A 17,438-nucleotide genomic window follows, 5' to 3' on the forward strand; every position below is an offset into this window, starting at 1 on the left:
CACCACGTCTTCCCCGCGCACGCGGGGGTGGTCCCTGCTGCAAGCCTTTGAATTTGTTCAACGCGGTGTCTTCCCCGCGCACGCGGGGGTGGTCCCCCGGTCATCGCGGACGTGGTGCAGACCCAGTCCGTCTTCCCCGCGCACGCGGGGGTGGTCCTGATCCGCCGCGGCTCCGGCGGCCGGCGGGAAGGTCTTCCCCGCGCACGCGGGGTGGTCCGCCCTAGAAGACTTGGCAGACCCGGACTGGACGGTCTTCCCCGCGCACGCGGGGGTGGTCCCAGCCGGGGCACGTTATGGAGATGGTGGTACTCGTCTTCCCCGCGCAGGCGGGGGTGGTCCGTGGCTCGGTGACAAGCGGATCGAGTTCTGGTCAGTCTTCCCCGCGCAGGCGGGGGTGGTCCGATCATGAGCGGGTGGGCGTGTCGCTGGACACGGTCTTTCCCGCGCAGGCGGGGGTGGTCCCCGCCCTGCCTATCCGGGACTGTTCTCCCCAACGTCTTCCCCGCGCACGCGGGGGTGGTCCCGGATGCGCCGACCAGTCCCTATTCCAGTCGACGTCTTCCCCGCGCACGCGGGGATGGTCCTTGCGCGCGCTGGCTCGCGTTCAGCCCGAGGTAGTCTTCCCCGCGCACGCGGGGTGGTCTCGGGGAGTTGATCGGCAACTCTCGTTCGGAGTCCTCTTCCCCGCACGCGTGGGGGTGGCCCCATCACCGAGTACCGGCGGTTGCGCGCTCGGATCGTCGCCGCCCTCGGCAACCTTGGCCGACCCCGTCAGCGGAACCGCTCGGCTAAAGCAAGTCCCCGACGACCCCGCCCGCTGAGTCCCACGCCGCCTCACGCCATGAAGGCCACCTTCATGGCGTCGTCAGCCGGCCGAGGCCAGGAGGCGTTGGGCGCGCAGCGCGACCATCATCGCGAAGCGTTCCTCCGGGCAGGAGAGCCGGTCGCCGAACAGGCGTTCCAGCTGGTGCATGCGGTTGCGGATCGTCTGGGGGTGGACGTGCAGCTTGGCCGCCACCTCGGGCGCGCCGCCACGCGAATCGAGCCACGCGAGCAGCGTCTCGCTCAACCGCGCGCGCTGCTTCTCCGTCAGCGGGGCCAGCGGCGCCAGGCAGCGCTCGGCCATCGCGTCGGCCAGGAACTCGTCGGCCAGCAGCCACAGCGAGCTCAGCTCCTCGGCGAACCACACCACCGGCCCCTCGCCGAACAACCCGCGCCGCGCCAGCTCCAGCGACCGCCGCGCCCACTTCAGCGACAGCGGCGCGTCCCCGAGCCGCACCCGCGGCCCCACCGCGGCCCGCCATCCCGCGGGCGCGGCCGCGAACTCCGCCAGGTGCCGCCGCGGATCGGAGGTGACCAGGCAGGGCTCGGCCCCGCTCAGGTCCACCAGCACGTCGTCGTCGCCGGTGGGCAGCGCGATCGGCACCGCGCCACCGCCCGGCTTGTCGAACACCACCACCGACAGCGACTCCGGTACCGACCAGTTCCCGGCCGCGGCCAGCCCGGACAGCGCGTGCGGCGAGGTCTCCGCGCCGGAGAGCACCACCTGCAGCAGCTTGCGCCGGCGCCGCTCGCGCGCCCCGACCCTGCTGCTGGCCTGCGCCGCCTGGTAACCCTCCGACGACAGCTCCGACATCTCGTCCACGTACGCGAACAGCGACTCCGCGCACACGAACAGCACGTCCGGCGGCACCTTCCCGGCCCGCCCGAGCTCCGCGATGTAGCGCCACGCCACCCTGCCACCGATCCGGTACGCCGCGTGCAGGCAGTCGAGGTCGCGACCCTCCTGGAACTCGACGTACCCGAGGTAGCGGAAGAAGTCGCTGCGATCCTTGGCCCGGTCGTCGCCGATGCACTCCAACCCGTGCAGGATCGCGTTCCGGATCCCCTTGGTGATGAGCGCGCCGAACGCTCCTTCCAGCGGACGCGCGTACTCCGGCACGCACCGCTGCACCTCCGCCAGGATGTGCCTGGCCAGGATCTCGGCGTGCGGGCGGAACCTGGCGCGCAGCTCGCGGGGCAACGAGGCCCACAGCATCGCCGCCCGCTGCGCGCCCGGCGGCCGTGCCGCCGGCCTTCCTCGTTGCACCGGAGCAACCGCGCCGGCCGTCCGCTCATCCAGTTTCGCCACCACAGCAGCCCCCGTATCGGCAGGTGATTCTTGTGAACAAGCGGGTAACCTACTGCCGAGTAAAATATGACCGCCGCGGGTGAAAGGTCAACGACCAGTGAGCGCAATCCGCCGCGCCACCCTTTCGAGTGACAACTTTCGTGGCACCCGGTGAAGGTCACCTTCACGACGTGATCGCCGCGAAGGTGACCGTCACCTCATCGCTGCAGCTCGAGGTCGATCTCGAGGGTGTTGCCGGGGCCGGGCACCAGCGTGTTGATCAGCGGTGTGGCGAGCCCGCAGTCGGCGAATTCGGGAATCTCGTACGTTCCGCTCATCTTCCCGCCGCGCAGCGGGTTGAAGTCGGGGCCGGACTCCAGCGCGATCCGCACCGGCGTCCCGGTCGCGCAGTTCTCCCCGACCGGCGGGAACGGCAGACCGAGGGTGCGTACGTTCGACAACCGCACGTTCAGCGGCGTCTCGACGTTCACCTTGCCGCTGACGATCTTTCCGGTGGCCGGGCCCGCGGGCACGAACTCGACGTCGCTGGTGACCTCGACGAACCCGAGCACCTTGAACGTCGTCGTGGTCTTCGGCAGGTCGAGCTGCCCGGTGAGATCGCCGGTCGCGACGTCGACGGCCGCGGTGAACGTGCCGGGACCCAGCTCGACGTCCGAGTCGGTCTTGGCGATGTGCGTGGTGCCCGCCACCGTGTAGGTCAGCTCCAGCGGCGGCGCGGCCGCGCTCGCCGGGCCGGCCGCGGCGACCAGCGCGGCGGCCAACCCGGCCACGGCGCTCGCCACGAAGCCGACGCGTCTCCTTCGTGTCATTGCTCCTCCAAACACTGTGCGAATCCGAACGCTGTGCGGGGGACGAACCGGCCGGAGCACACCTCCCCTCACCGCGGGCCGGGCGCGTTCTGCGAGCCGCGGACCCCGGTGGCGCTGCCTGGCGGCAGCGTGCAGCGGGCCGCGGTGTTCAGCGGCGGCGGGACCGAGACGTCCAGCCCGCGCCGGTAGGTCGTGTCGTAGCCCTCCGTGCAGGGCAGCGGATCGAAGAAGGTGAGCGACAGGCCCAGGTGCGCGACGTCGTCCCGGACGATGGACGACCCGGCCTGCACCACCTCGGGCCCGGTCACCAGCAACTGCTCCAACCCGTCGCGCCGCACCGCGAACACGTCGGAGACGGTCAGCAGGTTCGCCATCAGCACGCCGAGCGCGGGGCCGCTCTCCGCGACCATCGCCCGCACCTGCTCGGCCGCGGCCGGCACCGCGGGCAGCAGCGCGCGCAGGTCGCCGTCGGACCGGCGCAGCTGGTCGGCCAGCAGCTTCGCGTGCTCGCCGAACGACGTGATGGCCGCCGACTGCCGGCGCTGCGTGTCCAGCACGGTCCCGGCGTCGGTCACCAGCGCCGTGCTCTGCGGCAGGTGGTCGATGGCGGCGGCGGTGAAGCTGCCGGTGGCGTCGAGCAGCACGCCGAGGTTCTCGCCGGCCCCGACGCTGGCGTCGTACAGCTCGTCGACCACCGTGGTCAACGCCCGCTCCGGCACCGAGGCCACCAGAGAGTCCAAGCTGGACAGCACGGTGTCCACCCGCGGCGGCGTGTCCGTGCGAGCGCGCGGGATCACCGACCCCTCGGCGAGCACCGGGCCGCCGTCCGTTCGGGGCCTGAGGTCGACGTACTGCTCGCCGACCGCGGAGCGGTTGGCCACCGCCGCGTCGACGTCGGCGGGGATCGGCGGTGCCTCGGCGTCGATGCTCAGGTCCACCTCGACGCCGTCCGGGATCAGCCGGAGCGGCCCGACCCTGCCGACGGCGACGCCGCGGTAGGTCACCTCGGCGCCGGTGAAGATGCCCCCGGACTCGGTGAACTGGGCCCGCACGACGTAGCCACCACCGCCGACGACGCGGTGCAGGCCCACGTACTCGGCCGCGACGTAGCTCACCCCGGTCAACGCGACGAGCACGAAGATCCCGATCTGGATGCGGATGCGCCTGGTCAGCACTAGCGGCCCCCTTCCCGTGCCGTCCGCGAGTGCAGCTCCACGAACGTGTTGAGGTAGTCGCCCTTGATCGCGTCCAGCGCGGAGTCGGGGAAGGGGTAGGTGAGCAGCAGCTCCATGGCCTGTGGCAGGTGGTCGCCCGCCTCGGCCAGCCGACGCAGCACCGGCTCCAGCGCCCGCAGGTCGGCGATCAGGTCGTCCTTGCTGCGGTTGACCGTGTCGACCGCGACCCGGGACAGCTCGTCCAGCGAGCGGAGCATCGCCACCAGCTGCTCCCGCTGGTCGGCGAGCACCTGGATGCCGGGGCCGAGGTCGTCGAGCACGGTCGCGATCTGCTGGTCGCGCTCGGCCAGGGTGCGGGACAGCCGGTGCACCCCGTCCAGCGCGCGGGTGATCTCGCCGCGGTGTTGGTCGAGCCCGGCGGCGAAGGTGTTCAGGTTGGTCAGCAGCGACCGGGCCGCGGACTCGTTGCCGTCGAGCGCGGTGTTGAGCTCGCGGGTGATCGTCCGCAGCTGCCCGATGCCGCCGCCGGTGAGCAACATCGCCAGCGCGCCGAACACCTCCTCGATCTCCGGGTTCCGGTTGGTCCGCTGCACGGGGATCACCGCGCCGTCGGCCAACCGCCCGTGCGGCGTTCCCGGTGGCGCGGCGAGCTCGACGAACTTCTCCCCCAGCACGCTCGACTGGCGCAGCCGGGCCACCGCGTTCGCCGGCAGCTCGACGTCGCCGTTGACGGCCAGGGTGACCCGCGCGGTGTGGCCGTCGGGGGCGAGCTCGATCCGCTCCACCTGGCCCACGGCCACGTCGTTGACCTTCACGCCGGACTGCGGCACGAGGTCGAGCACGTCGACGAAGTCGGCCCGCACCTGGTACGGCCGGGGACCGAGGTCGGCGCCGCCGGGCAGCGGCACGTCGTAGATCCCAGCCGGCCCGCAGCTCGCGGTGAGCAGGGCGACCAGTACCAGCAACAGGATCCTGCGCATCAGCCCGCACCGTCCAGAGTGGGTAGTGGCAGGGGTGGGCCCTGCTCGGCCATGCTGAACTCGTTGAGGTTGCCGCGGCCGACCAGCTGCTTCGACTCGCCGTCGTAGGCGGCGAGCAGGTTGTCCAGCGCCAGCGGCGCGACGTCGAGCGCCTCGGCGAGCGAGTCACGCTGGGCCTCGAGCAACCCGGAGATCTGCGCCAGCTTGTCCAGGTTGGACTGGACGCGGCCACGATTGTCCCGGACGAAGCTCTGCACGGTGCCCATGGCCTCGGTGAGCTCGCGCAACGCGCCGGCGAAGTTCTCCCGCTCACCGGACAGGAACTCCGCGATGCTCGCCAGCTGCTTCGTGACCTCCTCGACCCTGCCGTCGTTGCCGGCCAGCATGGCGGTGAACTCCTGCAGGTTGTCCACCGTGCCGAACAGGTCCTCCTGCGAGCCGCTCAGCGTGCGGGTCGCCTCGGCCAGCCGGGCAAGGGTGTCCGACATCGGCTTGCCGTTGCCGGAGAGCACCTGCGCGCCCTGCTCCAGCATCTCGCTCAGCGCGCCGTCGGCGTTGGCGCCGTCCGGGCCGAGCACCGTGGTGATCTCGCGCAGGCTCTCGTAGAGCTCGTCCAGCTCCACCGGGGTCGCCGTGCGCTCCAGCGGGATCACCGCGCCGTCGGCCAGCCGCTCGCCACCGGAGTAGCGCGGGGTGAGCTGGACGTACCGGTCGGCGACCACGCTCGGGGTGACCACCACGGCGCTGGCGTCGGCCGGTACCGGCACGTCCGAGTCGAGCCGCATCGTCACGACGACCCTGGTGCCCTCCGGCCGCACCTCGTCGATCGTGCCGACGGCGACGCCGAGCACCCGCACGTCCGAGCCGGGGTAGACGCCGACGGCCGAGTCGAAGTACGCGGTGACCCGGTGCCGTTCGGTGCCGCCCAGCAGCACGTAGCCGGCGGCGGCGAGCAGTACCACGACGCATCCCAGCGCCAGCCAGCGGGCAACGGTCGCCCACCTGCTGGACCACCTGCCCCTGATCGCGGACGTCATCGGGTACCTCCGGTGCGCGGGGGCAGGCAGTCGCCCTCTCCGGCCGGTGAGGGCACCAGGCCGCACAGGTAGGAGTCGATCCACCGGCCGTTGCCGACGGTGTTGCCGAGCAGCCGGTAGTACGGGCCGACCCGCTCCAGCCCGGCGGTGAGCTCGTCCTGGTTGCGCTGCAACACCTCGGTGACCCGCTCCAGCTTGTCCAGCGCCGGGCCGAGCTGGGTGTTGTTCTCCGCGACCAGGTCGCGCAGCTCGGTGGCCAGCGACCGGGTGCCCACCAGCAACTGCCGGATCGACTCCCTCCGCCTGTCCAGTTCGGACAGCAGGGTGCCGCCGTCGCGGAGCAGGTCCTCGAACTGGCCGGTCCGCCGGGCCAGCGTCCCGGAGACCTCGCGGGTGTTGGCCAGCAGCGTGGCGAGCTCGTCGTCGCGCGAGGCCAGCGTCGTGGACAGCGCGGACAACCCGTCCAACGCGGTGCGCACGTCCTCGGGCGTGGAGGCCGAGAAGGTCTCGGCCATGGTGCGCAGGCTCTCGGCGAGCTGGTGGCTGTCGATCCGCCGCGCGGTCACCGCGAGGTCGCCGAACACCTGCTGGACGTCGTAGGGCGAGGTGGTGCGCTCCACGGGGATCGGCGTGCCCGGCCGCAGCGGCGCGTCACCCATCGGGTCGAGCACGAGGTTCTTCTGCCCCAGCAACGTCTTGATCCGGATCGCGGCGGTGGTGCGGTCGCCGACCCAGGTGTCCTTGACCCGGAACCGCACGTCGACGTGGTCGTCGCCCAGCTCCACCGCGAGCACCTTGCCGACCTTGACGCCGGCCACCCGCACCTCGTCGTCCGGCTTGATCCCGCCGGCCTCGCCGAACTGCGCGGTGTAGGTGGTCCCCCCGCCGATCACCGGCAGCTCGTCGGAGTAGAACGTGGCCAGCCCGGCCAGTGCCAGCACCACCGCGCCGACCAGGCCGACGGTGATCGGGTTGCGCTCGCGGAACAGCTTCATCGTTGGCACCTCGCCTGGGTCACCGGGATGCCCACCGGCGGGCCGCCCGGCGCGGGCGGCGCGTCCGACGTGGCCGAGCACAGGTAGAAGTTCATCCAGGAGCCGTAGGACACCAGTCGGCCGATCCGGTCGAACTTCACCGGCAGGTTGTCCAGGAACCGTTCGAACGTGGCGGTGTTGTCGACGAGGTTGCCGGACAGGTCGTCGAGCGCGGCGATCCCGTCCCGGATCGGCTGCCGCCCCTCGGCCAGCAGGCCCGCCGTGCTGGTGGTCAGCTCGGCGAGCCCGTCGACGGCCGCGCCGATCGGGCCGGCGTCGGCGGCGAGCCCCGCCACCAGCTGGTGCACGGTGGTGACCAGCTCGCCGAACTGGTCGCCCTTGGCGTTCACCGTGTCGAGCACCCGGTTGAGGTTGCCGATCACCTCACCGATCACCTGGTCGCGATTGGCGAGCGTCGCGGTGAGGGAGGCGGTGTGCCGCAGCAGCTCCTCCACCGTGCCGCCCTCGCCCTGCAGGACCTGGACGATCTCGAACGAGAGCTGGTTGACCTGGTCCGGGTCCAATGCCTGGAACAGCGGGCGGAACCCGTCGAACATCGCCGTGAGGTCCAGTGCCGGCCGGGTGCGCTCCAACGGGATCACCGCGCCGCGCGCGAGCGGCTCGCCGCCGGTGCCGGGATCCACCGCGAGGTACCGCTGCCCGATCATGTTGCGGTACCGCACGGTGACGGTCGACGCGTCGGTCAGCGCCCGGTCGGCGGCGACGGTGAACCGCACCTCGGCGAGCCGGCGGTCCACCACCCGCACCTCGTGCACCTGCCCGATCCGCACCCCGGCCATCCGCACGTCGTCACCGGGGTTCACCGAGGTGACGTCGGTGAACCGGGCGGTGTAGCCGACGTCGTCGCCGGTTCCGGTGTTGGCGATGGCGAGGCCGAGCAACACCGTCGCCAGCGCGGTCGTCACCAGGAACACGCCGCCCTTCACCAGCGGCCCGGCCAGGCTCCTCATCGCAGCGTCACCTCCGTTCCGCGCAGCAGCGGGCCGAGCAGCAGACCGCCCCACGGCGCGACCTCGGCCGGCGTGGTGCCCGAGGCGAGCGCGGTCAGCTCGGTGATCAGCCGTTCCTGCCCGGCCGAGCCGGGCACCGGGTAGCACCTCGGGCCGCCGCCCGCGTGGTAGGGCTTCGGGTCGTCCCTTCCCGGTACGTACTTGTCGCGTTTGGGCTCGATGCTGATCGACACGTGCAGCCCCGGCTCGCCGGTGCCCTTGCCGAACGCGCGGTCCATCCGCGGCCGGAACTCGTCCACCGCCCGGAACAGGCAGGGGAACTCGGGCGCGTACTCGGCCAGCAGCTCCAGCGTGGTCCGGCTCGCCGCCGACAGCGCGACGAAGTTCTCCCGGTTGCCGTGCAGGAAGTCGCTCAGCTGCGCCGACGCGGCGTTGACGCTTCCGATCAGCGCGGTGAGGTCGCCGGACCGCTCGGCGAGGGTGGTGCTGGGGACCGTGAGATCGGCCAGCGCGCGCAGGATGTCCGGCGCGGCGGTCGTGTAGGTGCCCGCGACGTCGGCCAGCAGGCTGATGTCGGCACGCACCTGCGGCAGCTGCGGGTTCACCTCGGCCAGCAGGGTGTCCAGCCGGACGACGGTGTCGCCGATCTGCTCGCCGCGCCCGTCCAGCGCCTGGGCCAGCGCGCCGAGGGTGGCGGCGAGCTTCTCCGGCTGCACCGCCTGCAGCAACGGCAGCAGGTCGTCGAGCACCCGTTCCAGCTCGATGGACGTGCTGCTGCGGTCCTGGCCGATCACGTCGCCGGCGGCCAGCGGGCGGGGCGCGGGGTGCTCGGGCAGCACCAGGTCGATGTAGCGCTGACCGAACAGGGACTTGGGCAGCAGCCGCGCGGAGACGTTGGCCGGCAACAGGTGCACGTGCGCCGGGTCGAGGGCGAGCTCGATCTCCGCACCGGATCCGGTGGAGCGCACCGCCCGCACCTCACCGACCCGCAGGCCGCGCACCTTGACGTCGGCGTTGGCCTCGAGCTGGTTGCCGGCGTGCGAGGCCTGCAGGGTCACCGGCACGACGGTGGTGAACTTCTTCTCGTACACCGCGATCGCCAGCCAGCACAGCAGCACGATGATCAGTCCGAACGCGACTCCGGCGAGCTGGTGGCCGAGCCGCCTTCCACGGGCCCCGGTCATCCGGCGATCCTCACCGTCGTCGTGGCGCCCCAGATCGCCAGGCTGAGCAGGAAGTCGAGCAGGCTGGTGAGCACGATCGCGGTGCGCACCGCGCGGCCCACCGCGATGCCGACCCCGGCCGGGCCGCCGCTGGCCTGGTAGCCGTAGAAGCAGTGGGTCAGGATCACCCCGACGCTGAACACCAGCACCTTGACGAACGACCACACCACGTCCTCGGCGGGCAGGAAGAGGTTGAAGTAGTGGTCGTAGGTGCCGGCCGACTGGCCGTAGACCACCACCGTGGTGGCGCGCGCCGCGGCGTAGGAGGTGAGCAGGCCGATCACGTACAGCGGCACGATCGCGATGAGCCCGGCGACGATCCGGGTGGTCACCAGGAACGGCAGGCTGCGGACGGCCATCACCTCGAGCGCGTCGATCTCCTCGGAGATCCGCATGGCGCCGAGTTGCGCGGTGAACCCGGATCCCACGGTCGCCGACAGCGCGAGCGCGGCCACCAGCGGCGCGATCTCCCGGGTGTTGACGTAGGCGGAGAGGAACCCGGCGAAGGCCGACGTGCCGATCTGGTTCAGCGCGGAGAAGCCCTGCAGGCCGACGACCGTGCCGGTGAACACGCACAGCCCGACCATCACGCCGATCGTGCCGCCGATGACGGCCAGCGCGCCGGTGCCGAAGCTCACCTCGGCCAGCAGCCGGACGACCTCGCGGAAGTAGCGGGTGACGGTGAGCGGGATCCAGCCCAGCGCGCGCAGGTAGAACAGCAACTGCGCGCCGAACGCGGCGAGCGCGTCGCCCGGCTTGGTGGCCGCCGCGCGGAGTCGGCTGTCGGTCATGCTCACGGTTCAGCTCCCCTTCGCCGGCACGAGCTGCAGGTACAGCGCCGTGATCACGAAGTTGACGAAGAACAGCAGCAGGAAGGTGATCACCACGGATTGGTTCACCACGTCGCCGACGCCCTTCGGGCCACCGCGTGGGTTGAGCCCGCGGAACGCGGCGACCACCCCGGCGAGGAAGCCGAAGATCAGCGCCTTCAGCTCGCTGACCACCAGGTCGGGCAGCTGCGCCAGCGCGGAGAAGCTGGCCAGGTACGCGCCGGGCGTTCCGTCCTGCACGATGACGTTGAAGAAGTAGCCGCCACTGACGCCGACCACGCTGACCATGCCGTTGAGCAGCACCGCGGCCAGCATCGCGGCGACCACCCTCGGCACCACCAGCCGGTGCACCGGGTCGACGCCGAGCACCTGCATGGCGGCGATCTCCTCGCGGATCGTGCGGGCGCCGAGGTCGGCGCAGATGGCGCTTCCGGCCGCGCCGGAGATCACCAGCGTCGTGACGATCGGGCTGGCCTGCTGGATCACCGCGAGCACGCTGGCCGCGCCGTTGAACGACGCCGCGCCGATCTGCGCGGTGAGCGAGCCGAGCTGCAGGGTGATCACCGCGCCGAACGGGATGGCGACTAGCGCGGCGGGCAGGATCGAGACGCTGGCGACGAACCAGAACTGCTGGACGATCTCCCGTGGCTGGAAGGGTCGCCGGAACATCAGCACCAGGACGTCCAGCGCCATGGTGAACAGCCGGCCGAACTCGCGGGCCGCCCCGGTGGCGGCGCGGACGGCCGGCTCGGCCAGCGACGGCGGCGCGGTCACCGGCGACTCCCCTCGGTCGGTGCGTTCGGCTCGTCGGGCGGGCAGACGGTGATGCAGCGCACGGAGAGCGTGGTTCGCAGGTCGTTGTCGGGGCCCGGGATCAGGCCGTTGAGCAGTGGATCGAGGTCCTCGGTGGCGCCGCAGCCGGTGAACTCGGGGAGGTCGAACGTGGTGTGCAGCTCGGCCGGCGGGCTGCCGGGGACGAGCGGGATGGTGCCCTGCAGGCGGATGACCAGCGGGGCCTCGGTGCGGCAGTCCGGTCCCTCGCCGACCGGCACCTTGTCCACCTCGACGTCGCGCAGCCGGAGGAAGAGCTTCGCCGTCACGTCGACCTCGGCGGACAGCGGGTTGAGGATCACCCGCTTGAGCTCGCCCTCGGCGGGGCCGTCGGGGATGAGCTCGGCGGTCGCGGTGTTCGGCACGAAGCGGAAGATGACGAAGTAGCCGGGGCTCGGTGGGATGTCGAGCGTTCCGGTGATCTTGCGGTTGATGAGGTCGACGACGGAGTCGAACCGGCCCCGCTTCAGCACCAGGTCCGAGCCGAGCCGGGCGATCCGGGCGCGGCCGTCCACCCAGTACGACGCCGGCAGGCCGGGCGGCGCGGCCTGGGGTCGCGCCTCCCGCGGGGTTCGCGGCTCCGGCGCCGGGGCCTGCTCGGGGCCGCCGACGAGGGACACCGTGCCGAGGGGGCCGGCCTGGCCCGGGTCGGGCAGGCAGACCACATCGTCACTCCGCTCTCCCTTGTGGACGGTCAGTGCGGGCACCGCGGCCTCGAGCTCGACGGTGACGGCGCCGTGGTCGCCGGTGGGGATCGGGGGGACGTCGAGCTCGACCGGCAGCCGCAGCTCGCCGGACTCCGGCAGCCCGGTCTCGGGCAACGGCCGCGGGTCCACGGTCACCGGGGCCCTCTCGGGCCCCTCGGTGCGGGCGAGCAGCCCGACGCCGAGGTCGCCGCCGACCGCGGTGACGCCGGCGTCCCGGAGCGTGTCGACCAGGTCGGCCGGCAGGACCACCGCCGCGGCCAGCAGCGGGACGGTGACCGGTGACCCCGCCGGCACGCTGGCCGGCAGGGTCACCGTGAGGTCGATCCGCACCGCGGCGGATCCGGTGTCGAACCCGCAGGTGCCACTCACCGTCCTGCCGACCGGCCCCGCGTGCGCCGCGCCGGCGACCAGCAGCGTGGTCGACAGCGCGGCGCCGAGGCCGGCGACGGCGAGGCGGGCGGCAGGGCCGCGTGCTCCGGGCGACCTCATCCAACGAACTCCCGTTCTACCGTCCGGTGCTGGTCACGTGGACTCAGGAGACGGTCACGGTGGCCAGGGACGGGTCCTGCCCCGCGTCCATCGTGCAGGGCAGGTCGAAGGTGCCCAGCGAGGTCTCCGAGCCGTCGGCCCGCCGCGGGGTGACCCGGCCGGAGAACTCGTCGCCGACGGCGAAGCTGACCTGGCCCGCGCTCTGCACGGTGAGGCTCGGGACCTCGCCGACGATGTTCACGGTCATCGAGCCGGACTCCGGGACCGGCGTGGACGGGATCCGCATCCCGTTCAGCCGGACACCCAGCGGCGTGCCGTTGATGTCGACGTCGACGTTCGGGGCGGCGGTGCCCTCCACGGTCGCGGCGCCGACCAGCCGCATCGCGTCGGTGATCTCCGCGTCGATCTCGACGGCGACGTTGAAGCCGGTGACGTCGATCGGGGTGCCGGCGGGTACCGAGTCGGGGAAGGTCGCGGTGATCTGCGCGGTCACCGACCGCTGCCCGACCAGCGGGAACTCGCAGGAGAAGTTCAGCGACTTGTTGACCTCGCCGGTGGTGCGAACCGGGTCGTCCGTGGCCGTGGGCGCGGCCGCGGCGGTGACGGCGCCGGTCAGCGCCAGCACGGACGCCGACGCCACCACCAAAGCGATCCTGCGGGTTTTGGCGAAGAGCGCTCGGGACATACGTGTCCTCCTCGTCGAAAGCACGAAAATATGGGCCGGTGATTGTTGTGCACACTGTTCCACCACCGGCCGTCCAGGGCGTACGGCAGTTCTCACAGCCGGCCCGGTGAACGGCGTCAACACATTCCGAGAACCGAACCGACTGACGAGTAGGTTAGCGACGTGGGGTGCCGGCGACAAGCCACGGGAACGCCGTGAGCAGCACGGATAATGGCCCCGGAAAGGAAATTGTCACGGGGATGAAGGGTTTTCGGCCGGGTGTTGTGGCACCGCTCACTGCGGAGGCGGCGGGAACGCCTCGGCATCACCCGGACGGCTCCGTCCGTCCGGGTCTGCCGCGCGTCGCTCGACAGGGCGGCGCTCGGCCCGACACCACCCGCGTGGGTACGAAAAGCGCCCTGAAGGCCACCCGCACGGCGGGTGGCCTTCAGGGCCGCGTCGGTGGGAGTCCGGCCGATCAGTCGCCGGCCGGGGGCTCCTCGGGGGTGTCCTCGGTCAGCGGCTCGTTCGCCGGCAGCCCGAACTCCCGGCGGATCGCCTCGAAGATGGGTGTGCCGACCTCGCCGACCTCGCCGACCTCGTCCGCGGGCACCTCGACGGTCTGCATGGCTTCTCCCTTCCCTCCCCGCATGGGACGCAACCGCCACGCGGTTCGTTCTGTGACCCGGAACCCATCCCCGCGCCGGGACACAGCGTGTAACTCGAAGTAAGGCTAACTACGCCGTTCGGGTGGTATCGAGGGTTCTGTACCCCACGTCACCCCGGTTCACTCCACCCACTCGTGCGACGCCACCCCCATCCGGGACCAGCGGTGCAACCCGGCGAGGAAGACGTGGGATCGGAACACCACCTCGGCCGCCGACTCCCCGGCGCTCGACGGCCCCGGCTCGCCCAGCGACACCGACACCATCCGGTCGATCCGGGCCGCGGCCGCCCGGTCGTCGGCACCGGGCTCGGGTTCGGCGAGCCGGCGGTGGACGTCGGCGGGCAGGTACCGGTCGGCGATGGTGCACTGCACTCTGGTCAGCGCCGACGCGAGCGCCTCGGCGGCCGGGCGCAGCGCCGGCCGGTAGCCCGCGGCCAGCAGCGCGGCGACCGCGCCCTCGGCGACGTGTCGCAGCGCCGGCTCCGGATCGTACTCGGTGCGGTACGAGCGGTAGGTGAACGCCACCAGCGGATAACGGTGCACGATCTCCTCGACCGCCCTGAGATGCCCGGCCCACTCCCGGCAGCGGTCGCGAACCTGGTCGACGCCCCCTTCCGCGAGGCAGTCGGCGACGAGGGTGGCGCCGCCGCCGGTCCTGGTGTCGTCGTGCAGGGCGAGGGTGAACCGGTTGCGGGCGCCCACCCCGTTGACGACCTCGATCACATAGGTGGCCATGCCGGTGAACATCGTGAACCCGGCCGCGGCCCCGGCCAGCGACAGCAGCTTGGCCGCCGTCGACACCGGGGTCACGTCGCCGTAGCCGAGCACGGTGACGGTGCCGCCGGCGAAGTAGACCGCGTCGGCGAAGGTCAGCGGCTCGAGGGCGGGGATCGCGGTGAACTCCGACATCAGCGGCCACGCCGCCACGGCAAGGCCGAGCACCAGCAGCGCGATCCAGCTGACGAAGGTGACCGTCACGAGCACCGGGCCGGCCAGTCCCAGCAGGTGGCGCCGGGTCCTGGGCCAGCGGGCGCCGATCCCGGTGGCCAACCACCACGAGCCGCGGCGGACGCCGCTGGCGACGAGGCCCTCCGCGTCGGGATGCAGCACGGTCACCGCGGCCTCGACGACCACGAACGCCATCAACGCTAGCCCGGCCCAGGTCAGCAACTCCACCCGATGGTGGTACCCAGGAACCGGACCTTTCGATCATCTGTCCCCGAACCGGGCCAGCGCTGCCGATTCTCGCCGGCCTTCTTGCCGGCCGGGCAATGCCGCGCCACCCCTTCGGAGTACGCCCGAGCCCGCCGACCACGAGATTCACCGTGCAAAGGGGGAGAAAAAATTGCCACCAACGCAAAGCAGCGAAATCCGGTGGCGGAGAACTATTCTGTGGGTCATGCGTCCGAAACGTGTGATCGAAGTGAGCAACGAGGAGATTTGGACCGCCTGGCGCACCGTGCGCATTCTCAACGGGGACCGCGAAGGGAAGTCGATCGACGTCTTCTCCGCCGAGCTGCGGGACGCGCACGCGGCGGTGGGGCACCAGGGCGTGTTCAACGGGATGGGGGTGCTGCTGAAGGTGCTGCTCGAGTGGGCCGCCGAGGACCTCGTGCTCGGGCCCGACCAGCACGACGCGGTGAGCACCGTCCTGCCGCCGCTGCTGCGTCGGTACCGCCGGACGGTGCCGGAGCAACTGCTGGACCTCACCCCGATGGTCGCCGGGGCGATGGCCGCGGCGTTGCTGGACCACGACGTCGTGGAGTGGCGGGACCAGTACGGACCGCCAGGTCCGGGGGAGCTGGCCGCGTACGGGTTCGTGGTGTGGATGGTGGCCGACTTCCTGGACGGCGAGTACCGGAAGGGAATCACGAACGAGCTGCTCGAGGCCGTCCTGTGCGAGCACGCCGGGTGAGGTCGGCGGCGGCTGGAAAAAGCTCGGCGGATGTGTCGATCCGGTCGAGGCCCGCTCGACGCGTAGGCAGAGCACGCCGGAACGGGCCAGCGCCGGTGACGAAGGAGCACGACATGCGGTTCATGCTGCTGCTGAAGGCGAACGAGCAGTCCGAGGCCGGGGCCATGCCCAGCGAGGCGGAGCTCGCCGCGATGGGCCGGTACAACGAGGAGATGGTGAAGGCGGGCGTGCTGCTCGCGGGCGAGGGCCTGCACGCGAGCGCGAGGGGCGCCAGGGTGACCTTCGGCAGGGGGCGGACGAAGGTCGTCGAGGGGCCGTTCGACGGGACGAGGGACCTGGTGGCCGGTTTCTGGATCATCCAGGCCAAGTCCTGGGAGGAGGCCCTCGAGTGGGTGAAGCGGTGCCCGCAGGGGGAGCACGAGTTCGAGATCGAGGTGCGGCAGGTGGTCGAGGCCGAGGACTTCGGCGAGGAGTTCACCCCCGAGCTGCGGACGCGGGAGGAGCGGCTGCGCGCCGAGGTCGCCGGGAAGGCGTGACCGCCGTGGTGTCGGGCGGGCGACCGCCCCACACCCCTGGTCAGGCCGCCGCGACGGGGGCGACCGCGAGCGGAACCGGCTCGGCCGCCGTGGCCGGCCGCGGCGGCCGCAGGGCCAGCGCCGCGACGGACGTGGCCACCAGCGTGGTGAGCCCGGCCAGCAGCAACGCCGGCCGCGGGCCGAGGCCGTCGCACAGCCAGCCCAGCAGCGGCGCCCCGACCGCGCCGGCCGCCGCCGCGACGGCACCCTCCACCGACAGCATCCGGGCCCGCATGTCCTCGACCGCGTCGAGTTGCACGCGGGTGCTCTTGATGGTGTCGATCAGCACCGCGCCCGCGGCGATCGGCAGGATCATCGCGGCGAAGCCGAGCATGCCGGGGACGAAACCGCTGACCGCCTGCAGCACGCTGGTGACGGCCGCCGCGCCGAGCAGGAGCGGCATGGTGAGCTCGCGGGCGCGGGCCGCGACGAGGCCGCCGAGCACCGTGCCGACCGCGAACACCGAGGACAGCACGCCGTAGCCGGCGGCGCCGGTGCCGAGCGGGCCCTGGGTCATCGCGGCCATGGTGACCTGGTAGTTGCGGCCAAGGCCGGACAGCACGAAGCCGAGCGCGAACAGGATCAGCAGGAGCCGGTGGCCGCGCAGGTAGGCGAGGCCGGGGCGGACGCCGGCGCGGTCCGGCGGGCTGACCGCGAGCGGGTGCAGCTCGTCCCGGCGCATCACCAGGATGGTCGCGATCACGGCGAGGAAGCTGGCCGCGTTGCACAGGAACAGCGGCAGCTCGCCCGCGGTGGCGGCGAGGACACCGGCCACGCTCATCCCGAGGACGCGCCCGGCGGAGTTGATGATCGAGTTCAGCGCGAGGGCGTTGCCGAGGTCGGCCCTCGGCACGACCTGGCCGGCGAACCGGCCGAGCGCGGGGCCCTCGAAGGTGCCCACCAGCCCGGACAGGGCGGTGAGCGCGTAGATCGCCGGGAGCGGCAGGTCTGCCCACACCATGGCGGCGAGCAGCAGCGCGATGAGCAGGTGGGCGGTCTCACCGAGCAGGATGATCCGCCGTGGTGGGAAGCGGTCGGCGAGCGCGCCCGCCCAGGGGCCGAGCAGCAGTGCCGGCAGGGTGCTCAGCAGAACCGAGATGCCGACCGAGGTCGCCGACCCGGTGCGGGCGAGGACCAGCCAGTTGAGCCCGAGCACCTGCATCCAGCTGCCGGTCACCGAGACGAGGTCGGCCGAGGCCCAGAGGCGGTAGTTGCGGTTTCCGAGCGCGCGAAACATCGGCGGCAGAGTGCGCCGCAATGGTTTTCCTTTCCGAGACCGGGCGCGCCCGTTTCCGGTCGGCAGCCCAATGGTGCGTGGTTCAGCGGCCCGACCTCGGGTCGGGCGCCGCCACGCTACCCGGAGCGCCCAGGAATTGTCGCCTCGATGTGTGTCGTGATCG

17 protein-coding genes and 1 CRISPR repeat array are annotated in these 17,438 nt (G+C 72.0%); of the genes, 2 read left to right on the forward strand and 15 right to left on the reverse strand.

From position 1 onward, the window contains the following. Positions 1 to 250 precede the first annotated feature (250 nt). Positions 251 to 585: a CRISPR direct-repeat array (repeat unit 29 nt; unit sequence GTCTTCCCCGCGCAGGCGGGGGTGGTCCG). Positions 586 to 865: 280 nt separating this feature from the next. The 14 genes from BM051_RS08850 to BM051_RS08910 form a co-directional block, all read right to left on the reverse strand. After that, on the reverse strand, positions 866 to 2,089 hold the full coding sequence (locus BM051_RS08850) for a PucR-like N-terminal domain-containing protein (RefSeq protein WP_244894474.1): 1,224 nt from the start codon (positions 2,087 to 2,089) through the stop codon (positions 866 to 868). A 239-nt stretch (positions 2,090 to 2,328) separates the two neighbouring features. Then, on the reverse strand, positions 2,329 to 2,940 hold the full coding sequence (locus BM051_RS08855) for a hypothetical protein (RefSeq protein WP_092529500.1): 612 nt from the start codon (positions 2,938 to 2,940) through the stop codon (positions 2,329 to 2,331). 68 nt (positions 2,941 to 3,008) lie between these two features. Continuing rightward, complete coding sequence (locus BM051_RS08860) at positions 3,009 to 4,115, reverse strand: MCE family protein (RefSeq protein WP_092529501.1); 1,107 nt, start codon at positions 4,113 to 4,115, stop codon at positions 3,009 to 3,011. Continuing rightward, positions 4,115 to 5,095 carry an MCE family protein gene (locus tag BM051_RS08865; protein ID WP_092529502.1) on the reverse strand — a complete coding sequence of 327 codons (981 nt, stop codon included), beginning with the start codon at positions 5,093 to 5,095 and terminating at the stop codon, positions 4,115 to 4,117. The genes BM051_RS08860 and BM051_RS08865 overlap by 1 nt, the downstream gene beginning before the upstream one ends. Further along, positions 5,095 to 6,132, reverse strand: coding sequence for an MCE family protein (locus BM051_RS08870; RefSeq protein ID WP_092529503.1), 1,038 nt, complete (start codon positions 6,130 to 6,132; stop codon positions 5,095 to 5,097). The genes BM051_RS08865 and BM051_RS08870 overlap by 1 nt, the downstream gene beginning before the upstream one ends. After that, positions 6,129 to 7,127 (reverse strand): MCE family protein, encoded by a 999-nt coding sequence (locus BM051_RS08875; protein ID WP_092529698.1) that lies wholly within the window; start codon positions 7,125 to 7,127, stop codon positions 6,129 to 6,131. Before BM051_RS08875 ends, BM051_RS08870 begins: the two co-directional genes overlap by 4 nt. Then, the gene (locus BM051_RS08880) at positions 7,124 to 8,137 is read right to left on the reverse strand and encodes an MCE family protein (RefSeq protein WP_092529504.1); all 1,014 of its coding nucleotides are present in this window, start codon (positions 8,135 to 8,137) and stop codon (positions 7,124 to 7,126) included. Before BM051_RS08880 ends, BM051_RS08875 begins: the two co-directional genes overlap by 4 nt. After that, positions 8,134 to 9,321, reverse strand: a complete 1,188-nt coding sequence (locus BM051_RS08885) for an MCE family protein (RefSeq protein ID WP_092529505.1) — start codon at positions 9,319 to 9,321, stop codon at positions 8,134 to 8,136. Before BM051_RS08885 ends, BM051_RS08880 begins: the two co-directional genes overlap by 4 nt. Continuing rightward, complete coding sequence (locus BM051_RS08890; protein WP_092529506.1) at positions 9,318 to 10,151, reverse strand: MlaE family ABC transporter permease; 834 nt, start codon at positions 10,149 to 10,151, stop codon at positions 9,318 to 9,320. The genes BM051_RS08885 and BM051_RS08890 overlap by 4 nt, the downstream gene beginning before the upstream one ends. A gap of 9 nt (positions 10,152 to 10,160) precedes the next feature. After that, on the reverse strand, positions 10,161 to 10,883 hold the full coding sequence (locus BM051_RS08895) for an MlaE family ABC transporter permease (RefSeq protein WP_166677584.1): 723 nt from the start codon (positions 10,881 to 10,883) through the stop codon (positions 10,161 to 10,163). Between the two features lie 77 nt (positions 10,884 to 10,960). Then, complete coding sequence (locus tag BM051_RS08900) at positions 10,961 to 12,217, reverse strand: DUF6801 domain-containing protein (protein WP_092529507.1); 1,257 nt, start codon at positions 12,215 to 12,217, stop codon at positions 10,961 to 10,963. Positions 12,218 to 12,260: 43 nt separating this feature from the next. After that, a complete protein-coding gene (locus tag BM051_RS08905; RefSeq protein WP_092529508.1) occupies positions 12,261 to 12,902 on the reverse strand; it encodes a DUF6801 domain-containing protein in 642 nt (213 codons plus the stop codon). Between the two features lie 457 nt (positions 12,903 to 13,359). Next, a complete protein-coding gene (locus BM051_RS28965; RefSeq protein WP_166677572.1) occupies positions 13,360 to 13,509 on the reverse strand; it encodes a hypothetical protein in 150 nt (49 codons plus the stop codon). 159 nt (positions 13,510 to 13,668) lie between these two features. Continuing rightward, positions 13,669 to 14,724 carry a potassium channel family protein gene (locus BM051_RS08910; RefSeq protein ID WP_208325835.1) on the reverse strand — a complete coding sequence of 352 codons (1,056 nt, stop codon included), beginning with the start codon at positions 14,722 to 14,724 and terminating at the stop codon, positions 13,669 to 13,671. A 223-nt stretch (positions 14,725 to 14,947) separates the two neighbouring features. Between BM051_RS08910 and BM051_RS08915 the strand changes: the two genes are divergently transcribed. Next, complete coding sequence (locus BM051_RS08915; RefSeq protein ID WP_134045899.1) at positions 14,948 to 15,463, forward strand: hypothetical protein; 516 nt, start codon at positions 14,948 to 14,950, stop codon at positions 15,461 to 15,463. 113 nt (positions 15,464 to 15,576) lie between these two features. Continuing rightward, positions 15,577 to 15,999, forward strand: a complete 423-nt coding sequence (locus BM051_RS08920) for a YciI family protein (protein ID WP_092529511.1) — start codon at positions 15,577 to 15,579, stop codon at positions 15,997 to 15,999. Positions 16,000 to 16,039: 40 nt separating this feature from the next. Here BM051_RS08920 and BM051_RS08925 read toward each other — a convergent pair whose 3' ends face one another. Continuing rightward, entirely contained in the window at positions 16,040 to 17,275 is a 1,236-nt protein-coding gene (locus tag BM051_RS08925; RefSeq protein ID WP_092529512.1) for an MFS transporter, read from the reverse strand. Between the last annotated feature and the right edge of the window lie 163 nt (positions 17,276 to 17,438).

Source organism: Amycolatopsis arida, assembly GCF_900115565.1.
In the GTDB taxonomy this organism is placed as follows: domain Bacteria; phylum Actinomycetota; class Actinomycetes; order Mycobacteriales; family Pseudonocardiaceae; genus Yuhushiella; species Yuhushiella arida.

Excerpts from the sequence above, each read along its gene's own strand:
- BM051_RS08855 (WP_092529500.1), bottom strand. The coding sequence starts at position 2,940 with ATGACACGAAGGAGACGCGTCGGCTTCGTGGCGAGCGCCGTGGCCGGG.
- BM051_RS08865 (WP_092529502.1), bottom strand. The coding sequence starts at position 5,095 with ATGCGCAGGATCCTGTTGCTGGTACTGGTCGCCCTGCTCACCGCGAGC.
- BM051_RS08870 (WP_092529503.1), bottom strand. The coding sequence starts at position 6,132 with ATGACGTCCGCGATCAGGGGCAGGTGGTCCAGCAGGTGGGCGACCGTT.
- BM051_RS08875 (WP_092529698.1), bottom strand. The coding sequence starts at position 7,127 with ATGAAGCTGTTCCGCGAGCGCAACCCGATCACCGTCGGCCTGGTCGGC.
- BM051_RS08880 (WP_092529504.1), bottom strand. The coding sequence starts at position 8,137 with ATGAGGAGCCTGGCCGGGCCGCTGGTGAAGGGCGGCGTGTTCCTGGTG.
- BM051_RS08885 (WP_092529505.1), bottom strand. The coding sequence starts at position 9,321 with ATGACCGGGGCCCGTGGAAGGCGGCTCGGCCACCAGCTCGCCGGAGTC.
- BM051_RS08890 (WP_092529506.1), bottom strand. The coding sequence starts at position 10,151 with ATGACCGACAGCCGACTCCGCGCGGCGGCCACCAAGCCGGGCGACGCG.
- BM051_RS08895 (WP_166677584.1), bottom strand. The coding sequence starts at position 10,883 with ATGGCGCTGGACGTCCTGGTGCTGATGTTCCGGCGACCCTTCCAGCCA.
- BM051_RS08900 (WP_092529507.1), bottom strand. The coding sequence starts at position 12,217 with ATGAGGTCGCCCGGAGCACGCGGCCCTGCCGCCCGCCTCGCCGTCGCC.
- BM051_RS08905 (WP_092529508.1), bottom strand. The coding sequence starts at position 12,902 with ATGTCCCGAGCGCTCTTCGCCAAAACCCGCAGGATCGCTTTGGTGGTG.
- BM051_RS28965 (WP_166677572.1), bottom strand. The coding sequence starts at position 13,509 with ATGCAGACCGTCGAGGTGCCCGCGGACGAGGTCGGCGAGGTCGGCGAG.
- BM051_RS08915 (WP_134045899.1), top strand. The coding sequence starts at position 14,948 with ATGCGTCCGAAACGTGTGATCGAAGTGAGCAACGAGGAGATTTGGACC.
- BM051_RS08920 (WP_092529511.1), top strand. The coding sequence starts at position 15,577 with ATGCGGTTCATGCTGCTGCTGAAGGCGAACGAGCAGTCCGAGGCCGGG.
- BM051_RS08925 (WP_092529512.1), bottom strand. The coding sequence starts at position 17,275 with ATGTTTCGCGCGCTCGGAAACCGCAACTACCGCCTCTGGGCCTCGGCC.